The 19631-nt window shown below is 69.3% G+C and carries 20 protein-coding genes; 7 read left to right on the top strand and 13 right to left on the bottom strand.

The window, feature by feature from the left end; all coding sequences use genetic code 11:
• The first annotated feature begins 18 nt into the window (after nucleotides 1-18).
• The 4 genes from J2847_RS29370 (at nucleotide 19) to J2847_RS29355 (ending at nucleotide 3870) form a co-directional block, all read left to right on the top strand.
• Nucleotides 19-876 carry an aspartate dehydrogenase gene (locus J2847_RS29370; protein ID WP_209782290.1) on the top strand — a complete coding sequence of 286 codons (858 nt, stop codon included), beginning with the start codon at nucleotides 19-21 and terminating at the stop codon, nucleotides 874-876.
• Between the two features lie 58 nt (nucleotides 877-934).
• Nucleotides 935-1735: an SDR family oxidoreductase gene (locus tag J2847_RS29365; protein WP_209782289.1), complete on the top strand. Its 801-nt coding sequence runs from the start codon at nucleotides 935-937 to the stop codon at nucleotides 1733-1735.
• Between the two features lie 22 nt (nucleotides 1736-1757).
• Nucleotides 1758-2453 carry an RraA family protein gene (locus J2847_RS29360; protein WP_209782288.1) on the top strand — a complete coding sequence of 232 codons (696 nt, stop codon included), beginning with the start codon at nucleotides 1758-1760 and terminating at the stop codon, nucleotides 2451-2453.
• A 124-nt stretch (nucleotides 2454-2577) separates the two neighbouring features.
• A complete protein-coding gene (locus tag J2847_RS29355) occupies nucleotides 2578-3870 on the top strand; it encodes an amidase (RefSeq protein ID WP_209782287.1) in 1293 nt (430 codons plus the stop codon).
• A gap of 35 nt (nucleotides 3871-3905) precedes the next feature.
• On the opposite strand, the gene J2847_RS29350 is transcribed toward J2847_RS29355, so the two are convergent.
• Nucleotides 3906-4358: a Rid family hydrolase gene (locus J2847_RS29350; protein ID WP_209782286.1), complete on the bottom strand. Its 453-nt coding sequence runs from the start codon at nucleotides 4356-4358 to the stop codon at nucleotides 3906-3908.
• Nucleotides 4359-4736: 378 nt separating this feature from the next.
• Here J2847_RS29350 and J2847_RS29345 point away from each other — a divergent pair, with 378 nt between their 5' ends.
• On the top strand, nucleotides 4737-5288 hold the full coding sequence (locus tag J2847_RS29345; protein WP_209782285.1) for a hypothetical protein: 552 nt from the start codon (nucleotides 4737-4739) through the stop codon (nucleotides 5286-5288).
• Here J2847_RS29345 and J2847_RS29340 read toward each other — a convergent pair.
• The 7 genes from J2847_RS29340 to J2847_RS29310 form a co-directional block, all read right to left on the bottom strand.
• Nucleotides 5285-6727, bottom strand: coding sequence for an HlyD family secretion protein (locus J2847_RS29340; RefSeq protein WP_209782284.1), 1443 nt, complete (start codon nucleotides 6725-6727; stop codon nucleotides 5285-5287). The two genes, J2847_RS29345 and J2847_RS29340, sit on opposite strands and share 4 nt — an antisense overlap.
• 69 nt (nucleotides 6728-6796) lie before the next feature.
• The gene (locus tag J2847_RS29335) at nucleotides 6797-7615 is read right to left on the bottom strand and encodes a hypothetical protein (RefSeq protein WP_209782283.1); all 819 of its coding nucleotides are present in this window, start codon (nucleotides 7613-7615) and stop codon (nucleotides 6797-6799) included.
• 148 nt (nucleotides 7616-7763) lie between these two features.
• A complete protein-coding gene (locus tag J2847_RS29330; protein WP_209782282.1) occupies nucleotides 7764-8189 on the bottom strand; it encodes a hypothetical protein in 426 nt (141 codons plus the stop codon).
• Nucleotides 8190-8574: 385 nt separating this feature from the next.
• Entirely contained in the window at nucleotides 8575-9804 is a 1230-nt protein-coding gene (locus J2847_RS29325; RefSeq protein WP_209782281.1) for an ABC transporter permease, read from the bottom strand.
• The gene (locus tag J2847_RS29320; protein WP_209782280.1) at nucleotides 9801-10490 is read right to left on the bottom strand and encodes an ABC transporter ATP-binding protein; all 690 of its coding nucleotides are present in this window, start codon (nucleotides 10488-10490) and stop codon (nucleotides 9801-9803) included. Before J2847_RS29320 ends, J2847_RS29325 begins: the two co-directional genes overlap by 4 nt.
• Before the next feature lie 7 nt (nucleotides 10491-10497).
• On the bottom strand, nucleotides 10498-11085 hold the full coding sequence (locus tag J2847_RS29315; RefSeq protein ID WP_209782279.1) for a hypothetical protein: 588 nt from the start codon (nucleotides 11083-11085) through the stop codon (nucleotides 10498-10500).
• Complete coding sequence (locus J2847_RS29310) at nucleotides 11082-12665, bottom strand: TolC family protein (RefSeq protein ID WP_209782278.1); 1584 nt, start codon at nucleotides 12663-12665, stop codon at nucleotides 11082-11084. Before J2847_RS29310 ends, J2847_RS29315 begins: the two co-directional genes overlap by 4 nt.
• A 350-nt stretch (nucleotides 12666-13015) precedes the next feature.
• Between J2847_RS29310 and J2847_RS29305 the strand changes: the two genes are divergently transcribed.
• On the top strand, nucleotides 13016-13252 hold the full coding sequence (locus J2847_RS29305; protein WP_209782277.1) for a hypothetical protein: 237 nt from the start codon (nucleotides 13016-13018) through the stop codon (nucleotides 13250-13252).
• Between the two features lie 13 nt (nucleotides 13253-13265).
• Here the strand turns inward: J2847_RS29305 and J2847_RS29300 are convergent, their stop codons facing one another.
• The 5 genes from J2847_RS29300 to J2847_RS29280 form a co-directional block, all read right to left on the bottom strand.
• Nucleotides 13266-14102: an SDR family oxidoreductase gene (locus J2847_RS29300; protein ID WP_209782276.1), complete on the bottom strand. Its 837-nt coding sequence runs from the start codon at nucleotides 14100-14102 to the stop codon at nucleotides 13266-13268.
• Nucleotides 14099-14941, bottom strand: a complete 843-nt coding sequence (locus J2847_RS29295) for an SDR family NAD(P)-dependent oxidoreductase (protein WP_209782275.1) — start codon at nucleotides 14939-14941, stop codon at nucleotides 14099-14101. The genes J2847_RS29300 and J2847_RS29295 overlap by 4 nt, the downstream gene beginning before the upstream one ends.
• A complete protein-coding gene (locus tag J2847_RS29290) occupies nucleotides 14938-15285 on the bottom strand; it encodes an NIPSNAP family protein (protein WP_209782274.1) in 348 nt (115 codons plus the stop codon). Before J2847_RS29290 ends, J2847_RS29295 begins: the two co-directional genes overlap by 4 nt.
• 26 nt (nucleotides 15286-15311) lie before the next feature.
• A complete protein-coding gene (locus J2847_RS29285) occupies nucleotides 15312-16562 on the bottom strand; it encodes an ABC transporter substrate-binding protein (RefSeq protein WP_209782273.1) in 1251 nt (416 codons plus the stop codon).
• 112 nt (nucleotides 16563-16674) lie between these two features.
• Nucleotides 16675-18387, bottom strand: coding sequence for an FAD-dependent oxidoreductase (locus J2847_RS29280; RefSeq protein ID WP_209782272.1), 1713 nt, complete (start codon nucleotides 18385-18387; stop codon nucleotides 16675-16677).
• A 136-nt stretch (nucleotides 18388-18523) separates the two neighbouring features.
• Here J2847_RS29280 and J2847_RS29275 point away from each other — a divergent pair, with 136 nt between their 5' ends.
• Nucleotides 18524-19432 carry a helix-turn-helix domain-containing protein gene (locus J2847_RS29275; protein WP_209782271.1) on the top strand — a complete coding sequence of 303 codons (909 nt, stop codon included), beginning with the start codon at nucleotides 18524-18526 and terminating at the stop codon, nucleotides 19430-19432.
• Nucleotides 19433-19631 lie beyond the last annotated feature (199 nt).

Raw genomic sequence — 19631 nt, 5'->3', positions numbered from 1 at the left:
CATCCGAAAGGTTCCATCATGACTGTGACGCCCCCGGGGCTGTCCCAAACCCCGGCGCACGCCCACGACCGGCCCCCCCTGCGGGTCGCCGTCGCCGGTCTCGGCGCCGTCGGCCTGAAGATCGTCGAGGCGCTCGACGAGGGGCTCGACGGCTGCGTCCTGGCCGCCGTCTCGGCCCGCGACAAGGCTGCCGCCGCGGACCGCCTGTCCGGCCTGCGCCGTCCGGTGCCGGTGGTCGACATCGCCGACCTGGAGCCGCTCGCCGACCTCGTCATCGAATGCGCCCCGGCCGCGCTGCTGCCGGGCATCGTCGGGCCGTTCCTCCGGGCCGGCAAGACGGCGGTGGTCCTCAGCTCCGGCGCCCTGCTGGCCAACGAGGATCTGGTCGCCACCGCCCGCGCCCATGGCGGGCAGATCGTGGTGCCGACCGGGGCGCTGCTCGGCCTCGACGCGGTGACGGCGGCGGCGGAGGGGGAAATCCGCGCCGTGCGCATGGTGACGCGCAAGCCGGTGCGCGGCCTGGTCGGCGCCCCCTATCTGGTCGAGAACGGCATCGCCATCGAGGACATCACCGGCCCGCTGCGCATCTTCCACGGCACCCCGCGCGAGGCGGCGGTCGGCTTCCCGGCCAACCTGAACGTCGCGGTGGCGCTGTCGCTGGCCGGCATCGGCCCCGACCGCACGACGCTGGAGATCTGGGCCGACCCGGCGCTGGAGCGCAACACCCACCGCATCGAGGTCGAGGCCGATTCCGCCACCTTCACCATGGCGATCGAGAACATCCCGACCGACAACCCGAAGACCGGCCGCATCACCGCCCTGTCGGTGCTGGCCTACCTGCGCAAGCTGCGCGCGCCGCTGCGCGTCGGCTCCTGAGCGCCGCTTCGGCAAGAAGCGCAGCTTCAAGAAACGCAAGACAGAAGGGGGATTCGTCATGGATCTCGGACTCTCCGGCCGCACCGCGCTGGTGCTGGGCGCCGGGGGCGGGCTCGGCCGCGCCATCGCCCTGGGTCTGGCGCGCGAAGGCGCCAACCTCGTCATCGCCGACCGCGACGCGCCGTCACTGGCCGCCACCAGCGCCGCCATCACCGAAACTGTCGGCGCCGAAACCACCGCGCTCTGCCTGCCCGTCGTCTGGGACCTGGGCGACGCGGGAGCCGTCGAGCGCAACGTCGCCCTCGCCGAGGAGCGGTTCGGCAGCATCGACATCCTCGTCAACAACACCGGCGGCCCTCCGCCGTCGCCGGCCAGCGGAGTCGATCCGAAGGTCTGGACCGCGCAGTTCGAGGCGATGGTCCTCTCGGTCATCCGCATCACCGACCGGGTGCTGCCCGGCATGCGGGAGCGGCGTTGGGGCCGGATCGTCACCAGCGCCTCGTCCGGCGTCGTGGCGCCGATCCCCAACCTCGCCCTGTCCAACGCGCTGCGCCTGTCGCTGGTCGGCTGGTCCAAGTCGCTGGCCCGCGAGGTGGCGGCTGACGGCGTGACCGTCAACGTCGTGCTGCCCGGCCGCATCGCCACCGACCGCATCCGCTTCCTGGACGAGAGCAAGGCGGCGCGCGAGAACCGGCCGGTCGCCGACGTGATCGCCGAAAGCACCGCCGCGATCCCAATGGCCCGCTACGGCGAGCCGCGCGAATACGCCGACGCCGTCGCCTTCCTCGCCAGCGAGCGCGCCGCCTACGTCACCGGCTCCACCCTGCGGGTGGACGGCGGCTACATCCCCAGCATCTGACGACGACCGAAGGAGTTCACGCATGAGCAGCACCGACAATGTTCTCACCGCCGCGCAGCGCGAGGACATCCGCACCCGCTTCCTGGCCGTCGACACCTCCAACGTCGCCGATGTGCTCGACGTGATGGGCTGGCCCGACCAGGGGCTGGCGGCGGAATTCATGCCCTATCCCGCCATCGCCGGGCGGATGGCCGGCTGGGCCTACACCATCCGCGGCCAGATGACGCCCTACCCTCTGGGCGGCGACGCCGACAAGATGGCGGCGTGCCAGGGGCTGTCGCCTGGCGAGGTTTCGGTGTGGAGCGGCGACGGCGACGGCATCTGCTACTTCGGCGAGCTGATCGCCATCGGCATGAAGGAGCGCGGCAGCACCGGCGCGCTGGTGGACGGCGGCATCCGCGACGTGCGCTGGCTCGGCCACCACGGCTTCCCGGTCTACGCCCGCTACCGCACGCCGGTGCAGTCGATCGGCCGCTGGAAGGTCAACGCGTGGCAGGTCCCGGTCTTCCTGCGCGGGGCCACGGTGGAGCGCGTGAGGATCGAGCCGGGCGACTTCATCCTGGCCGACGAGGACGGCGCGCTCGCCATCCCGGCGGCAATCGTTCCGCAGGTGCTGGCGGAATCGGAGGCGCTGACCGCGACCGAAATCCGCATCCGCGAGGAGCTGTCGAACGGCCTGCCCCTGGCGCAGGCGCTGGAACGCTACGGCCACGTCTGACACCCTCCCGATCGGCCCCGCTTCCGCGTGCCGGAGATGGGGCCGTCTTGGGGATTGCGGCGCCCGCCGGCATGCCCGACCATCGCCGATGCCATCGCGACGCCATTGTTGAAGGGGCTCTTGCATGACCGACGCGTCTCCACGCGATCCCGCCCAGGCCGTCGCGGCCGCCCTGGCCGCGGCGCGCGCCAGCCGGCTCAACGCCTTCATCGAGCTGTTCCCCGACGCGGAGGAGCGAGCGCGGGCGCTGTCGGCGGACGATCCACGCCCAGCACCCTGGGGGCTGCCCTTCGCCCACAAGGATGTCTTCGTGACCGCCGGGCGGCAGCCGACGGTGGGCGTCGGGCACGGCTATCGCTGGAGCGGCGGGCGGACCAGCGTGGCGCTCGACCGTCTGGCGGCGGCGGGGGCCATCGCCATCGGGGCGCTGAACCTCGACCCGCACTGCTACGCCGCCACCGGGCTGAACCCCTATTTCGGACGGGTGCTGAACCCGCTGGAGGCGCGCTTCGCCGTCGGCGGGTCGTCGAGCGGGTCGGCGGCGGCGGTCGCGGCCGGCATCGTGCCCTTCGCGCTCGGCACCGACACCGGCGGGTCGGTGCGCATCCCCGCCGCCCTGTGCGGGGTGCTCGGCTTCAAGCCGACGGCCGGGGCCATCGGCGATCCCGGCATCGCACCGCTGTCGCCATCGCAGGACGTCATCGGCATCATCGCCCGCGTCCCCGCCCTGTTGCGCGCGGTGTTCGCGGTGCTGCGCGATCCGGCCCCGATGGAGCGATCCGATCCGGGCACCGGTCCGTTGCGTGTCGGCCTGCCGGCAGAGTGGATCCGCACCGGGACGGATCCGGAGATCGCCACGATTCTCCACGCCTTCCTGCGCCGGATGACCGATGACGGAGCGGTGGCGGCCGAGGTCGGCCTGCCGCCGCTCGACGCGCTGAACGCCTGCGCCGGGACCATCACCTCGTTCGAGGCGTCGGCCCTGCACCGGACGACGCTCGCCGAACGCCCGGACTGGTACCCGGCGGCGGTGGAACGGCGTCTGGTCGCGGCGGCCGAGGTTGGGCGCGACGCCTACGACCAGGCCCTGCGCGACCGCGCGGCCCATCGGGCGGCGGTGCTCGACGGGGCTTTCAGGACGGCGGACGTCCTGCTCTGTCCCGTGATCGGCGGGCTGGCCCCGCGTCTGGACGGCGTTGACGACGACGACGTGACCACCGCCGGCGCGACCACCCTGGCCTTCCTGCGCTTCAACCGTCCCTTCAGCCTTCTCGGCCTGCCGGCGCTGGCGCTGCCGGCCGGGCGCGACCGCAACAGAATGCCGGTGGGCGTCCAGATCGTCGGGCGGCCGGGCGCGGACGATCTGCTTCTGACCATCGCCGAACGGTTCGGCGGGCCGCTTTCAGGGACTGCCTGAGTCCGGGCCCGCCTGACCGCTGCGGCGGCCGCCCCTCAGCCTGTCTTGGCGGCCGTCGCCTCGATCTCCACCAGCCAGCCCGGCTCCACCAAGCCGGCCACCTGCACGCGGGTGCGCACCGGAATGTTCGGGGTTTCGGCGGTGCCGAAAACCTCCATGTAGGCGCGGGAGAAGCCCTGGAAGTCGGCCCGCCCGCCCATCCGCGCGTCGCCGACCAGGAAGCCCTGGATCCTGACCACGTCGTTCAAGGCATAGCCGCGCCGTTCCAGCGTGGCTTTCAAGCTCTTCAGGATGTTGCGGGTCTGGGTTTCAGTGTCACCATAGGCCTGAACCCGATCGTCGGGCACGGAGCGGTCGATGACCGGCGGCGTCAGGCCGCTGAGCATCAGGAACTCGGTTCCATCGACCGGTACCCGCACCGATTCAAGAAACTGGGTCCGGTACGGCGAGCTGGCATCCAGTTCATAGCGCTCGATCGCTTTTGCCAAAGCGGTGTCTCCAGATCATGGGAAGCGTGGGATTCACGGCAGGCACGCTTGCCGCTCACGATGGCTCTCGTCGACGACGAGGCCACCGCCCGAATGTCCGTGCGCGACCGCTGCCCGACAAACGAATTGTCCTGCCTTCATGCATGAGCGCCACTCATGGATACAGTCCCGGAAAGTCGGCGCGGGCCGCAGCGCGGATCGCTACCGCGTCACGCCGGTATCATTCGGCGCTCCTTAGCCCGGATCATTCATCAGGGTTTTGGAACGGCTGCCGTTGAAGATCCGGCTCGCCGGCAACCCCTTGCCCGGCCGCCCCTTACCCGGCCGCCTCGTGCCCGGCCTGTCGGCGCGTGTCAAGATCGCCCGGAGAGGCGGCCAATGACCGCCACCGCCACCGCCCCGGCCCCGGCCCCGCCACACCGGGCCGCGACGGAGCCTCGGCTGGAAACCCTCCTCGTCGCCGGCATCCTGCTCGCCGCGCTGACGGAGGCGGTCGCCGGCACCATCCTGTCGCTCGGGCGCGGCGGCATCATGGGCGACACGCACGCGACCCCCGACGAGTTCGCCTGGCTGGACATCGGGTACACCACGCTCAAGCTCCTCGGCTTCCTGGCCGCTCCCTGGCTGATGAGCCGCCTGCCTCCGCGCGGTCTGGTCGTCGGCTCGACCGTCGAGAGTGGCGACGACGACATGATGGCGGCGATCCTGCTGCGCGGCCTGGGCCTCGGCCTCCTGTTCCTGTCGATCACCCTGATCGCCTTCGGCACCCTCGACCGCCGGACTCTGGCGGCCGGAATCGGCCTCTTCAGCACGGGCCGCCAGCTTGGCGGCCTGATGGGGGTCGCGGCACTTCAGACCTTGATCGACCACGACGGCCCTGCTGACGAAAGCAACCGTCTTGACAACCCGATGAATGTCAACAGACTTTAATTGGCGCTCTGTACCGGCGCCAGAATCGACACGTTGGCTGACATGCCGACACGGACGTTGCGCCCTTGTCGTTCCGTCAGTGGCGGCAGATCGACGCGGATAGCAAAGGTGGCGTTTGGAGAGCCGTTATCCGAAACGGTCGCCTGCTGCGCCACCCAGCCGATGCGGCCCATCAGAGGACCATCCGCAAGGGCATCACTGGAAACCTCGACAATCTGTCCAACGTGAAGGCGGCCGACGTCCATTTCATCCACCCGCGCCGCCACCGACAGACGCTCCAGGTCGGCCAGGACGAGAAGGATCTGATTGGCGGCCAGTGCGCCGCCGGCTTCGATGGCGGTGGCCGCCGATGGCCCGGACGACGCGCCGGATGGCGGCTTCAGCGCCAATCCGGACGCCGGCGCCGTCACGGTCGCGCGGTCGAGCAGCGTCTTCAACTCGCCCGCTTTCGCCTTGGCGTTGGCGAACTCCAACTCCGCCACCAGCCGGGCATCGCGGTCGCCCTTCTTCGCGACGACCGCCAGATCCTCCCGCGCCGCCGCCAGATTGACCGCCTGGGCGGTCGCCTGACGGCGCAGATCCTCGTACTCCTGCCGGGGAATGATGCCCTGGTCGATCAGCGGCTTGGCTTCCCTCAGCCGCTGCTGTGCCTGTTCGGCCTCGCGGGCGGCCGTCTCGGCTTGCCGTCTTGCGCGGGAGACGTCGGCGCCGTTGGCCCAATCCTTCAACTCCTCCAACCGCTGGCCGGCTTTCAGCAAGGCCGCTTCCGCGTCGCGCATCCGCATCTCGAGTTCGAGCCCGTCGAGGACCAGCAGGCGGTCCCCCCGCTCGACGCTCGCGCCATAGTCGAAGCGCTTTTCCTTCACCGTGCCGGCAAAAGGGGCGATGACGTTGACGGTGCGCGACGGTTCGATGACCCCGACCATCGACAGGCGCGGCGTCGGCGCCGCCGTCTGGATGGGAGCGGTCGGCGAAGGCGGGGCGGTGGTCGTCGCCGTCGCCACGGCGCCGGGAAGCACCGCCGCCGCCCATCCCGCCACGGCGATTCCCAAGGCGGCGGTCGCCAGCCAGACCGGGCGCGCCACGACGGAGGAGCGGCGCAGCCATGGGGTTAACAGGATCAACGCCGTCGGGCCGTCCGATCCGTGTCGCGCCGAACCGGGCGGCAGCAGGGTCGCGGCGATGGGACCGGAGCCGCGTTTCATCCGCAGCGGCGCGGTCGTCGTCACCTCGGATCGTTGGGCCAGCCGGTCGAGCGCCGCGCCGAAAGCCGGGTCGCCGATCCATCGCCCGAGTGCCGACAGATCACAGCCGGACGGCGGCTCCCCGGTGACACCCAGCAGGGATGCGGCCGCCGAATTCAGCCCCGCGACCTTGCCCGCCGGGTCGAGCGCTATGACGGCCGTCGGCGTGTCGACGGCATCCGCCAGGACGGTCATGAGCCGCCGGTCGCCGGCCGGTGGGCCACGTGTTTCTTCATCCTGCGCTCTGCCCCTGAAACAGTCGTGTCAGGCCGTGATGTCGAGCTTATGGCCGCCTGTGGCCGGAGAGTTCGAGGCGCTCGCCGCCTTCAACTGTTCCGACAGTTGAACCGCCTGCTTGTACTGGGGCGTGTCCTCCAGTTGTTGGGAAGGATCGCCGGTCTGCCTCAACCGGTCGAGGCCGCCCTTGATCAGCTTGACGATCGGATTCTCGCTGTCGAGATTCTCCGGCTCCTGCCCCTCTCGCTTCGACAGAATCTCGTAACCGAATTGAGCGCTCGCCCGTCGCTTCGCCCAGTCGAAGCTGGTCTTTTCTTCGTCGCTGACGCCCTCAAGAAACTGTATTTCCGCTTTGGACATCGCAGAGGTCAGGTTGGCGGCAGCGACCGGATCGTCGAGCCCCATCGCTGTGTCCACCTGCTTGCTCATGCTGGTTTTCGCAGCCCCCTGCTCAATCTCACTGAATTGACCACCTTGATTGCTGGCTATGGCGTACAGTGAACGCCGATCAAGGCCGGCAATCGCCGTTTTCCATTCCGCATCCGTCGTGTACATATCGGTGGCTCTGCCTATCTTTTCATAAGCAGCGTCCAGGCTGGCCCGAGCATCCTTGGCGACGGTGGCGAAATCCTTCTTGCCCGTTGAGGGTTCCTTGGCAGCGGCGGTGGTTGCCGCCGTGGCGGTAGCGGACAGGTTCACCACAGCGGCGGCCGCGACGGCGGCCGGACTCGGTTTCAACGGCATGGCGGTTGGCTGGCCGTTGCTCTGGGCGCTCCCCACGCTACCCCTTGCAACAGCGGCGGTGCTGGTGGTGACGGGAAACTGGGCGGCGCTGATCGGGGTCATCTGCGGCTCCTGCGCTGGCGAACCGGGAGGATAACGTGTGGACCCGGCGAATTGTCTGACGGCTGGCGGCTTTTGGCAACCGCCAACCGTCATTTTAATTTAGAATGTGCCCAATCAATAAATCCTTAAATTGAGAGGGCCGCCTGACTTACGGCGCGATGGCCAGGTTGACCGACCAGTTCCCGCTGGCATCGACCGAGGTGATGGTGCTGGTGCAGGTCACGCCGGTCGAACTCTTGGTGGTAACGACGGTGGGATAATTCCACGGGCCGGTCAGCGAACTGCGGGTCCGCGACAGGACCCAGTTGCAGTAACGGGAATTGTCGGCGCGGGTGTAGCGGATCGAACAGCCGTTGGACGTCGGGAAGGGGCTCAAGATACCGGAGGTTTGCGACTGAGTGCTGAGCAAATTCCCAAACGTGTTCGTCCCCTGGCAACCCGACGGCGAGGAAAAGGTTGTCGTCACGGGCGTGTTGTTTTTAACCGTCGCCGTAAGGGTGCTCTGAGCCGATGCGGTGCCGGACAGGGTGGCGAGGATGGACGCGCCCAGAAACGCCAGAATCTTACCGTTCATGTTTTCCCCCAAGGTTGAGTGTCGCGGCTTTGGTTGGCGCCGCGACGTGGACGATGTTCGGCGGAGTGCTTGACACCCGGAACCGTGCTCCCCCGGAGGTGCGCGGAATCCCAGCGTCCGCCACGGGCCGCCTTCCCGTGGTCATACCCGGCCCGCCGGCCGTTCCGGTCACGGGCAATCAAAAGGTATTAAGTTAATTGTCTATCTTACTTTTCAGAGAAAAGTTAGTTTTCTAACTTCCTATACGGGATATTATTTTCAATTAAATAAACCTATAGATGATATCTTTGGGAAAGGAAATCGGAATCATCGGCCCATATGGCGATGGTGATCGCGCTTGGCGGATTGCCCACGCCACCCCCGAACGGGCTGCGTGGCGCGGGCGTCATTCCGCGCGCAGGGCGACGATCGGGTCGAGGCGCGAGGCGCGGATCGCCGGGTAGAGGCCGAAGAACAGGCCGACGGCAAGCGACATGCCGATCCCCAGCGGCGGCGCGGCGGCCGACAGGATGAAATCCCAACCGGCGGACCGGGCGTAGACGGCAGCCGCCGCCAGCCCCAGAAGGCCGCCCAGACCACCGCCGCCCACCGACAGGACCGTCGCCTCGATCAGGAACATGGCCCGGATGTCGCGGGGCCGCGCGCCCAGCGCCAGCCGCAGGCCGATTTCCCGGCGCCGCTCCACCACGCTCATCAGCATGACGTTCATCACCCCGACGCCGCCGACGATCAGGGAAATGCCGCCGACAGCGGCCAGCAGCAGGGCATGGACCTCCATCTGTTCGCCCATGGCGGCGATCATCTGACGGGCGGTCTGGACCGCCACCGGGTGCGGCCGGGGCGGGGCGGCGAAAAAGGCGGTGACGGCGGCCCCGGCGGCCCGGTCGTCCACCACCGCCGGCTTGCGCAGCACGATGTTGGCGATGTCGCTGCCGGTGGCCACCCGCCGCATGCCCTCCAGCGGAATGAAGACGGCGTTGTCGGTGTCGATGGGAAGCAGGGGATTGGCGACCGCCGGCTCCAGCACGCCGATGATCGTGTGGTTGTAGCCGCCCAGCCGAATCCACTGGCCCACCGTCGGGGAGGCGCCTTCCCCCGCCAGTTGCCGCACAGCGCCGGAGCCCAGCACGACACCGGTCTGACGGGCGTCGAGCGGCGACAGGACACGGCCGGCGGCGGCGGTCAACCGGGTCAACTGGAAAAACTCGGCGGTCACTCCGGCGATGCTGAGGGAGACGCGGGCGCGGCCCTGGACGATCTCCAACCCGCCCACCGCCAGGGGGGCGGCGGCGTCGATTTCCGGCAGGGCGGCCAGTGCGGCCACGTCGTCCAGGGTGAAGGCGGGGGGCTGGCCCAGGGCCGAGAATTCCCGCCGCACCGTCAGCAGGTCGGTTCCCATCGCCTGGAACTGGTTCAGCGCGTGGTGCTTGGCGTTGGCGCCGATGTTGACCAGGGCGATCACCGCCGCCGTGCCGATGACGACGCCCAGCAACGCCAGCAGCGACCGCTGCCGCACCGAACACAGGTTGCGGAAGGAGTCGGCGACCAGTTCGCGGAGACGGCCGCCGTGCCCGTCATCGGCCGGATCGTCAGGCGGGTTGTCGGGCGGTGTCACGGCGGCCCCCGCCTGTCGGCCGTCAGCCGGCCGTCCTCCATGGTCAGGCGGCGCGGACAGCGGGCGGCGATGCCGGGGTCGTGCGTGACCAGGACGACGGCGACGCCGGCTTCGGCGTTCAGTTCGAAGAACAGATCGATGATGCGCCGCGCCGCGGCGCTGTCGAGGTTTCCGGTGGGCTCGTCGGCCAGCACCAGGGCCGGCCGCCCGACCAGGGCGCGGGCGATGGCCACCCGTTGGCGCTGGCCGCCCGACAGCTCGTCCGGCCGGTGGCCGGCGCGGTCGGCCAACCCCACCCGTTGCAGCATCGCCGCCGCCTGTCCACGACAGGCGCGCGGCGACAGCCCGCGATACAGGAACGGCAGGGCGACGTTGTCCAGCGCCGTCAGCCGCGGCAGCAGATGGAAGGATTGAAAGACGAAACCGATCCGCCGGTTGCGCAGGCGGGCCTGCCGGTCGGGGGTGGCGCGCGCCACGTCCTCCCCCTCGAACAGCAGGCGTCCGGAATCCGGCCGGTCGAGCAGGCCGATCAGGTTGAGCAGGGTGGATTTGCCCGATCCGGAGGCCCCGGTGATGGCGCAGACCTCCCCCGGAGCGACGGCGAAGGACACGTCGCGCAGCACCGGCACCCGGTTGGGGCCGTCGCCATGGGCCTTGTGGACGCCGGAAAGATCGAGAAGCGCCATGGGAAACCTACCGTCCTTCGCGGCAGACGGCCGTTTCCACCGTCAGGCGGCACGACCCGCCGCCGGAGCGCAGCAGGATGTCGCCGCTGCGCCGGGTCCACGAGCCGTCGGAGTGAAAGAAGGCCTCTCCCACCCGGATCGTCGAGGATCCGTCGGACCGGACATAGATGTTGCCGTCGCGCCGCAACCAGCCGCCGCCCGGCAGGACGGCGACCGCCCCGTCCGCCCGCCGGGCCGCCGCCCCCCGCGTGTCGAACGCCTGCCCACCGGATGCCCGGAACACGCCGTCGCGGGGCGCGCGCGGGTCGGCGGCCAGCCATTCCGCCAACCAAGCCCCGTCCCCGTCGCCATAGCGGGCCGTCATCGTCGCGTCGGACGCGGCGGGCAGGCCGCCGTCCAGCGTCACCGAAACCGGCCCGCCGGTCCCGGCGGGCGGCGGCATGGCGTAGGCGGGCAGAGGCGATGATGCCTGTGACGGAAACGCCATGGTCGGGGGGGCCAGGGGGGCGGGCAAAGCGTAAGGTCCGGCGCAGCCGCCCATGGCCCCCAGGACGGTCGAGGCGACGGCGGCAAGGACGAGACGCGCCGGGGTCATGGCGAGGCGTCGTTCAATTGAACGCCCCAGGTGTCGAGGGTGGTGCCCAACAGCTGGTCGAGGGTGATCAGCGCGTCGAGATAGGCGACCAGAGCGATCAACTCGCCGTTTTCCGCCCCGCGCAACTGCTCCTGGTACGAAACGACCTGGAAGTTGCCCGACCGTCCGGCCCGCAGCTTGAGCATTTCGTTCGCCAGGGTTTGCGCCGACAACTCACGGACCTGCCGGCTCAACCTGTACTGGCGCCAAGCGGTGTCGACGGTCCGCACGCCGTCCCGCACCTGCTGGTCGACCTGCGCGCGGATCTGCTCCAGCAGCACTTCGTTCTGGCGCAGTCCGACCGTGGCCTGGACTTCGCGTTGTCTGACCGCCGGGTTGTTGATGGGGATGGTCAGTTGCAGCCCGGCCCGCAGGTCGGTCTTGGTGCCGGGCAGACCTTCGGTGGCGCGCCAGCCGGTGCGGCCGCCACCGGGCGTGCTGACGCCGATCCCCAGCGACAGATCCCACTCCTGCTGGTTCGTGGCGACGACCAGACCGATGCGGGCGCTTTCGATGGCGATGAGTTGGGAGAGATAATCGGGTCGGTTGTCGAATGCCAACGCCGTCACGGTTTTCAGATCGATCCGCACCGGGCTGGCGGTCAGCGTGTCGGCCGGCACGATCCGCGTTTCCGGGTCGATCGCCAACAGGGTCAGCAGCGCGAGCCGCGCCGCGTCGAAGGCGTTTTCCGCCTGGAGCGTCGCCAGCTCCTGCGCCGCTACGGTCGATTGTGCCTGCACCAACTCGATTTCCGCCATGCGGCCGGCGGCGATCAGCGCCCGGTTGGCGCCGTCCAGCTCCCGCGCGCGTTGCAAGGCGCCTTTGGCCAGGATGATTTGCTGTCCCGCCTGAATGAACCGATGATAGGCGCGGGCGATGCCGGTGATCGTATCGGCGACCGTCGCTTTCAGGCGAAGCTGGTTGTATCGCTCCTGCAAGCGCGCCTCGCGGAGCGGGGCCATGTTGACCTCGTAGCCGGCCCCCTTCAGCAAGGGTTGGATCACCGACAAGGTCAGCGCCGAATCCCCGGTCCGCAGGCCGTTGTCGCGTTGGCGCCGGCTGCTCTGGCGGACGTCCCAACCAAAATCGATCGCCGTGCCCAGCGGGGTGAGCAACTGTACGCTTGGCGACAGTTGGCCGAAGCCGTTCAGGCTCGTCCCGGTGCGGTCGACGTTGACGGACGCAGCGATGCCGCCCCTGGGCGAAAAAATGGATTCCGAGACGGACAGATTGTATTTTTCGAGGACCCGCTGCAGATAGGCGCTGCGGATGGCGGGGGCGCGGCGCAGTCCCAGATAGACCGCTTCCGGCAGTGTCAGCCGCACCTCCGGCCTTATCGGGGGCACGGTCGGCGCAACCCCCAATTGCGCATAGCGTGGCGTCGGCATCATTTGCGCCCAAAGCATTCCCGGCCACGACATCGCGACGATGGCGATGAAGCCAACGATACCGGTCGCCGCTCGACTCAAAGCGCTGAAGCTCCTTTTCATGGGGCCGGCCACAGTGGCGATGGCGACCAACCATGGGAGATAAATCGTCATGAAACAACAACTTTTGGATAGATTTAACAAATTTTTTCAATTGGAAACACTCGGTGCCATGGACTTTCTATCGTATGCGGGCTTTCAAGAAATCTCGGGATTCGCTCTGGCTGAATAGGATAATTTACCCACATCCGTCACCGGACCAAGCATTACGCCGGGCATAGGGCGTAGTTCGACGGCCAGTCGTTCGCTTCAGGAAACGCGTCAAGCAGCCGCTCCGCCGTGCCGGTAAGAACGCAGCGCGCGGCCGGCGTGAAGGCCGGCGCCAGGGCCATTGCTACCGCACCCCGGCGCTCGGCCTGTCCGAATTCATCTGCGACTATTGGGGCCGCTCCGCCCCGCCCCGATTGCACGATGGCGACGACGGCGACGACGGCGACGACGGCTGCCTCGACATCGTGCAGGCCGCCCTCACCGGGCCGGTCCCGCTGGTGATCGACGTCGCGATGGACGATTTCACCCTCGACGCCAGCGATCCCCGGCAGATCGCCGCCGGGGTCGTCGGCTTCCTCGCCGTCGACGGCGGCTGGGCCAGCTCGATCATGAGCCATGTGCCGGGACTGCCGAAACGGTCCGGCTCGTGAGCGGAACGTCCCGTCAGCGCCGTTGCGGATCCACGCTCGCCAAGGGGCCGGCCTCGCTCCAGGCGTCGCCGGCGTCGGCGAAGGCGTGCCAGCCGCCATCCACGCTCAGGACGCTGCCGGTGATGTAGCCGGCCTGGGGCGAAGCGAGGAACCACGCGGCCTCGGCGATCTCCTCCGGCCGGCCGAGCCGGCCCATGGGGATGCGCCGCTTCAGACGGTCCATGTCGATGCGGCCGGCCTGCTCCAGCCGCTGTACGAGATCGGTGCCGACATAGCCCGGCGCGATGGCGTTCACCCGGATGCCGCAATCGGCCCATTCGCAAGCCAGCGAGCGCGTCATCGCGACGATTCCCGCCTTGGCGGCGCCGTAGGCGTTGCGGCGCGGCAACCCGCCCAGGCCGGCGATGGAGCTGACGTTCACGATGGCGCCGCATCCCTGCCGCACCATGATCCGCCCGGCCTCGCGCGCCGCCAGGAAGCCGCCGGTCAGGTGGATGCGCAGCAGGCGGTCGAACGCCTCGACACCCTGGTCCAGCGTCGGCAGGTGGCTGTCCCCGATCCCGGCGTTGTTCACCAGCACGTCGAGCCGGCCCCAGCGGTCGGTCACGGCGGCCACCATGGCGACGACGTCGGCCTCCTTCGCCACGTCGGCGGCCACGGCGATGTGGCCGCCGCCCGCACTGCCGTCCGTGCCGCCGTTCAAGGCGGCCGCGCGCGCCGCCGCCTTGTCATGATCGATGTCGGCAAGGACGACGCGATGCCCGCCGCCGGCGAAGCGGCGGGCCATGGCCCAGCCGATGCCGTCCGCGGCGCCGGTGATCAGGCTGACCGTCATGGGTGGTTCCGTCATGATTCGCTCCCCGCCTCGCGGACGTCCGGCCCCTCGTCCGCCCCCTCGAAGCCCGGCCGCGGAATGAGGCTCATCAGGCTGCGGCCGAAGCCGCCGTCGACGAGGATCTCCTCCCCGTTGACGTAGCCCGCGCGCGGGCTGGCGAGAAAGGCGACCGCGTCGGCCATGTCGTCGGGCCGGCCGATGCGCCGGCTCGGCACCACGGCGCCGCGCCGCTCCAGGATGCCGGGCGCCTCGTAGAAGCCACGGCTCATCGGGGTCATCACCAGGCCGGGGCTGACCACGTTGCTGCGCACCCCCGACGGCCCCCATTCCACGGCGATCTGCCGCGACAGCATCACCACCCCGGCCTTGCCGGCGCTGTAGGCGCCGCTGAATGCCTGCGCGTGGCTGGCGGCGATGGAGGCGACATGGACGATGCTGCCGCCCGCCGCCTCCAGCATCTGCGCCCCGAACGCCTGCGAGCACAGGAAATAGCCGGTCAGGTTCACCGACAGCAGCGCGTTCCATTCCGCCAGTTCCAGCGACCGCAGCGGGCCGGGGCGCAGCAGGGCGGCGTTGTTGACCAGCACGTCGCAGGCGCCGACGGCATCCCGCGAACGCCGCGCCGCGTCGGTCACCGCGTCCGGGTCGGTCACGTCGCAGGCCAGCGCCAGCGCCGTCCCGTCCCTCTCCCGCACCAGCCGGACGGTCTCGGCGGCCTGCGGCCCGTCGCGGTCGAGGATCGCCACGCGGGCGCCGGCCCCGGCGAGGGCGAGGGCGACGGCCCGCCCGATCCCTCCCCCGCCGCCGGTGACGACCGCCGCCTTTCCCGCCAGCCCCAACCAGTCGGCGTTCATGCGTCCCTCCCGGAACCGGCCAGCGACGGCAGCGGCGCCACGCGGACGATGCGGTTCTCCTGCGCCACGATCAGCGATCCCGAAGCCGCCAGATAGGCCGGCCATTCCGGATCGGCGTTGCGCGCCGCGCAGCGCGCCTCCAGGTCGGCGAGGCTGTCGTAGCCCCACAGATGGACCACCTGGTTGAGCGGCCCGATATCGGCGGTGTAGAAGCCGATGGGCGGCCCGAGGTGACGGAGCTGCACGGGCATCGCCAGACGGTCGAACACCTCCAGGAAATCGGGAATGCGGCGCAGCGCGATGGTGTAGACGCGCAGATCGACCAGCGGCTTCCGTTGTTGCATCGGATGATCTCCTTTTCCGCCGCCGGTCACGCGCGGACCAGCGGGCAGCCACCGTCGGCGAGCGGACGGAAGGCGGATTCGGCCGGCGTGCTCGACACCAGCGTGTAGACGTCGCCCGGCCCCCGGCTTTCGCCCGGCGCCTTGACGGTGAAGAGATGGGCGGGGTGCAGCTTGCGCCCGTCGGCGCGGATGCTGCCGGGACCGAAGGCGTCGTCGTCGGTCGGCGTCGCCTTCATCCATTCGATGACGGCGCGGCCCGACCGCTTGGCCTCGGGCACGCCCAGCGCCTTGACCGCCTTCAGGTAATGGAGCAGGCCGGAATAGTTGCCGGCGTGGCTCATGTTCGGAAAGACGCCGTCGGGCAGCTTGGGCTTGACCCGGCCGTAGAAGGCGCGGGTGCGGTCGTTCAGGTCCCAATAGAAGGTCTCGGTCAGCGACAGCCCCTTGGCGACGGGCAGCCCCATGCCGTTCACGTCGGTGATATAGCCGACCATCGCCGCCAGCCGCGTGCCCTCGCTGCCCAGCCCGAACTCCTGCGCCTGCTTCAGGCAGTTGATCAGGTCGGCGCCGGAGTTGGCGAAGGCGATCACAGAGGCGCCGCTGGCCTGCGCCTGCAGCAGGAAGGACGCGAAATCGAGGGTCGTTCCGAACGGATAGGCGACCGAGCCGATGACGCGGCCGCCGGCCGCCTGCACGAAGCGCGTGGCGTCGGCCTGCGCCGCGTGGCCGAAGGCGTAATCGGCGGTGACGAAGAACCAGCGGTCGCCGCCGGTCTTCACCAGCGAGGTGGCGGTGGAGTGGGCGAGGCACCAGGAATCCCAGCTCCAATGCAGCAGGTTGCCGCTGCAACCCTTGCCCGTCAGGTCGGAGCTGCCGGCCGAGGTGACGATCGCCAGCTTGTCCTTCTCCTCGATGATGGGCCGAGCGCCCAGCGCCAGCGCGCTGTGGCCGACGTCGGTGATGAGATCCACGCCGCCGCGATCAAACCATTCGCGGATGATCGACAGGCCGGTGTCCGGCTTGTTCTGGTGGTCGGCGACGACCAGCTCGACCGCGATGCCGGGGTTGGCGGCGGTGAACTCCTCGATGGCCTGGCGGGCGCAGGCGACGCTTGTCGGTCCCTCCACGTCGCGGTAGATGCCGCTCATGTCGGTGATCAGGCCGATGCGGATGGCGTCCGGCGCTTGCGCGCGGAGCGGCCGGGACGACAGGCCGGCCGCCACGGCGGCACCCGCCGCGACGCTGCCGGCCACGAACCGGCGACGATCGATGATCATGGTCCTTCCTCCCTGTTCGACCTGTTTCGGGTCGATGCGTTTCGGGCGTCGTCCACCGTTCCGGCAAACGGCCCCGGCCATCGGCGGATCTGTTTTCATGGGGTGGCCGCCGTCAGGCGGTTTTGCCGGCCAGATGCAGGCCGAGGATGTAGCCGAAGGCCAGGATCGGGCCGAGCGTGATGCCGGCGCCGGGATAGTTGCCGCCCATGATGCTCGCGGCGTCGTTGCCGACCGCGAACAATCCGGGGATCGGCTCGCCCGATCCGCCGATCACCCGCGCCCAGCGGTCCGTCCGGATGCCGTTGAAGGTGCCGAGATCGCCCATCACCATCTTGACCGCGTAGAAGGGGCCGCGCTCGACGGGGGCGACGCACGGGTTGGGACGGTGCTCCGGGTCGCCGAGATAGCGGTTGTAGACGTTGGCCCCTCGTCCGAACGCCGGATCCTCGCCCGTCGCGGCGCTCCGGTTGAAGCTGGCGATGGTGGCCTCGAGCCCGTCCGGGTCGATCCCGGCGACCCGCGCGAGGTCGCGCAGTGTCCGCCCGCGCAGCAAGTAGCCCGACCGCAGGTAGGGCGTCAGCGGCAGCGGGAACGGCTTGGCGAAGCCCAGCCCGTATTTGCGCAGCGTCGGGTGGTCGCAGACCAGCCAGGCCGCCGTCTCCCCTTCGCCCTCGCAGGTGCGGATCATGGCGACGCCGACATCGTGGTAGGAGTTCGTCTCGTTCACGAACCGCCGGCCGTGCCGGTTCACCGCGACGACGCCGGGCTTGAAGCGGTCGATCAGATGGGGGAACACGCCGGTCCGGCTTTCGGAGAACCGCACCTTCGACACCGGAATCCAGGCGGCGGCGTTGGGCAGGCTCTCCTCGACCTGGGCGCCCAGCCGTTCCGCCATCCGCCAACCGTCGCCGGTGTTGCCTTCGGGAGCCGGCGACAAATGCTCGCCGCCCTGGCGGACATGCGGGAACTGCCGCGCCACCCGCTCGCGGTCGAGCGGGAAGCCGCCGCTGGCCAGCACCACCCCCTTGCGGGCGGTGACGCGCACGCTCCGCCCGTCCCGCGACACCACGGCGCCGGTCACGCCGCCGCCGTCGGAGATCAGCTCGCGCGCCGGGGCTTCGGTCCAGATCGGGACGCCGAGGTCGAAGGCCGACTTGGCGAGACGCGCGGCCAGCGCGTTGCCGCTGGTCAGGCGCATGCCGCGGCGGTGGACCAGCAGGTCGCGCCCGTGGCCGATCAGCCGCCTGACCACATAGGCCAGGGACTCCAGCGACCGCGTGGCGTTGAAGAAATGCTTCACCTCGTTGCCGGAGTTGAACATCATCCCGACGAAGGTGATGGTGCGCAGCGGCGGCCGCAGGCGTTTCAGCTCCGGCCCGAGCCGCCGCGCGTCGAAAGGCGCCGCCAGCACGGAGCGTCCGCCGGCCGCCCCGCCCTCCACGTCCGGGTGATAATCGGGAAAGGCCGCCGAGGCGACGAACTTGACTTCGGTTTCACGATCGAAGAAATCCAGCATCTCCGGGCCGTGCGCGAGGAAAGCCTCGACCCCCTCGGCGTTGTGGAAATTGCCGGTTTCGTTCTTCAGATAGGCGCGGGCGGCGTCCGGCGTGTCGCGGATGCCCTCCGCCTTGGCGTGACGGTTTCCGGGAACCCACAGGAAGCCGCCGGAAAAAGCCATGGTGCCGCCGTAGTAGGGCTCCTTTTCGACGACGAGCACGTCGAGCCCGTGCTTGGCCGCGGTGACCGCGGTCGCCAGCCCGCCGGCGCCGGAGCCGATGACCAGCACGTCGCACGTCACGTCGTCCTGGGACTTTTGTGTTGGCATGGAATGTCCTCCGGGGGTGCGGCGCCGTTGCGTCCGGCGCTGAAGGATCGGTGGAAGCACCCCGTCATTCATGGGAGGATAAGCGGCGGACGGTTCGTGGCTCCAGGCACGAAACCGACAATCTCTGGCACTTTTTTTGTTTGGAGCACGGATCATATCGACACCGGCCGCCATCGAGCGCTACGCGCTGTACGGGGAGCCCGTCCGCGAGGCGGAATTGCGCTTCATGCATGTGGAGCGCATCTCCAAACGCAGCGGCGCGCACCAATGGTCGATCAAGCCGCACGCTCATGCCGGCCTGCACCAGATTCTGCTGCTGACCAGCGGCGGCGGCAGCATGCAGGTGGAGGCCGACCTCCTGCGGTTCACCGCCCCCACCCTGATCATCGTTCCGGCCGGGCTGGTGCACGGATTCGAGTTCTCGCCGCTGACCGACGGGCTGGTGGCGACGGTGGCCGAAAGCTTCGTCACCGACGCCAGCCGTGGCGACGCGGCTGTTGCCGGGGTGCTGGCATCGGTGCTCTGCGTGGATTCCATCGCCGCTGAACTGACCGCCCACGCGATTCCCGATGCGTTCGAGGCGCTGGCCGCGGAATTCACATGGTCGGCACCCTCGCGCATGCTGATGATCGAGGCCCACATCGTGCGCATCCTGGTGGGAGCCGGCCGCATCGCGATGGAGCGCCGCCCGTTGCGGTGGCGCAACCCGTCCGGCGACGGCGCGCTGGTCGAACGCTTCCGGCAGGAGATCGAGCGGAATTTTCGCGACAGGGTTCCGTTGGCCGCGTACGCGCAGGCGCTCGGCGTCACCGAGAGCCGGCTGTCGGCGGCCTGCCGCCGCGCCTTCGGCGAACCGGCGGTGAAGCTGGTCCAGCGCCGGCGCCTCGTGGAGGCGCAGCGCTACCTGCTCTACACCAGCCATTCCGTCAGCGAGATCGGCTATTTCCTGGGATTCCAGGATCCGTCCTACTTCTCGCGCTTCTTCATCAAACTGACGGGAGAAACTCCATCCGACTACCGGAGCCAGAGGCTGATCATCCCCTGATTGAACCGCGCCGGGTTTGTCGGAGGCCGATTTGGTTGAGTCACGCCGCACAAGTGGTGCCTCAGCCCCTCAGAAACCGTGTCAGCTTCGGCTACCGGTCATCCCTGATCGTGCCCCGAGACGTGGTGTCTGATGAGGGTTCGTGTACCTCGGCGCGCTGAGGCTGCCGGTTTACTCCGCTGAGATGACGAGCGGGTCG

The organism is Azospirillum agricola, assembly GCF_017876095.1.
GTDB lineage: Bacteria > Pseudomonadota > Alphaproteobacteria > Azospirillales > Azospirillaceae > Azospirillum > Azospirillum agricola.
This window is presented reverse-complemented; position numbering and strand designations above follow the sequence as displayed.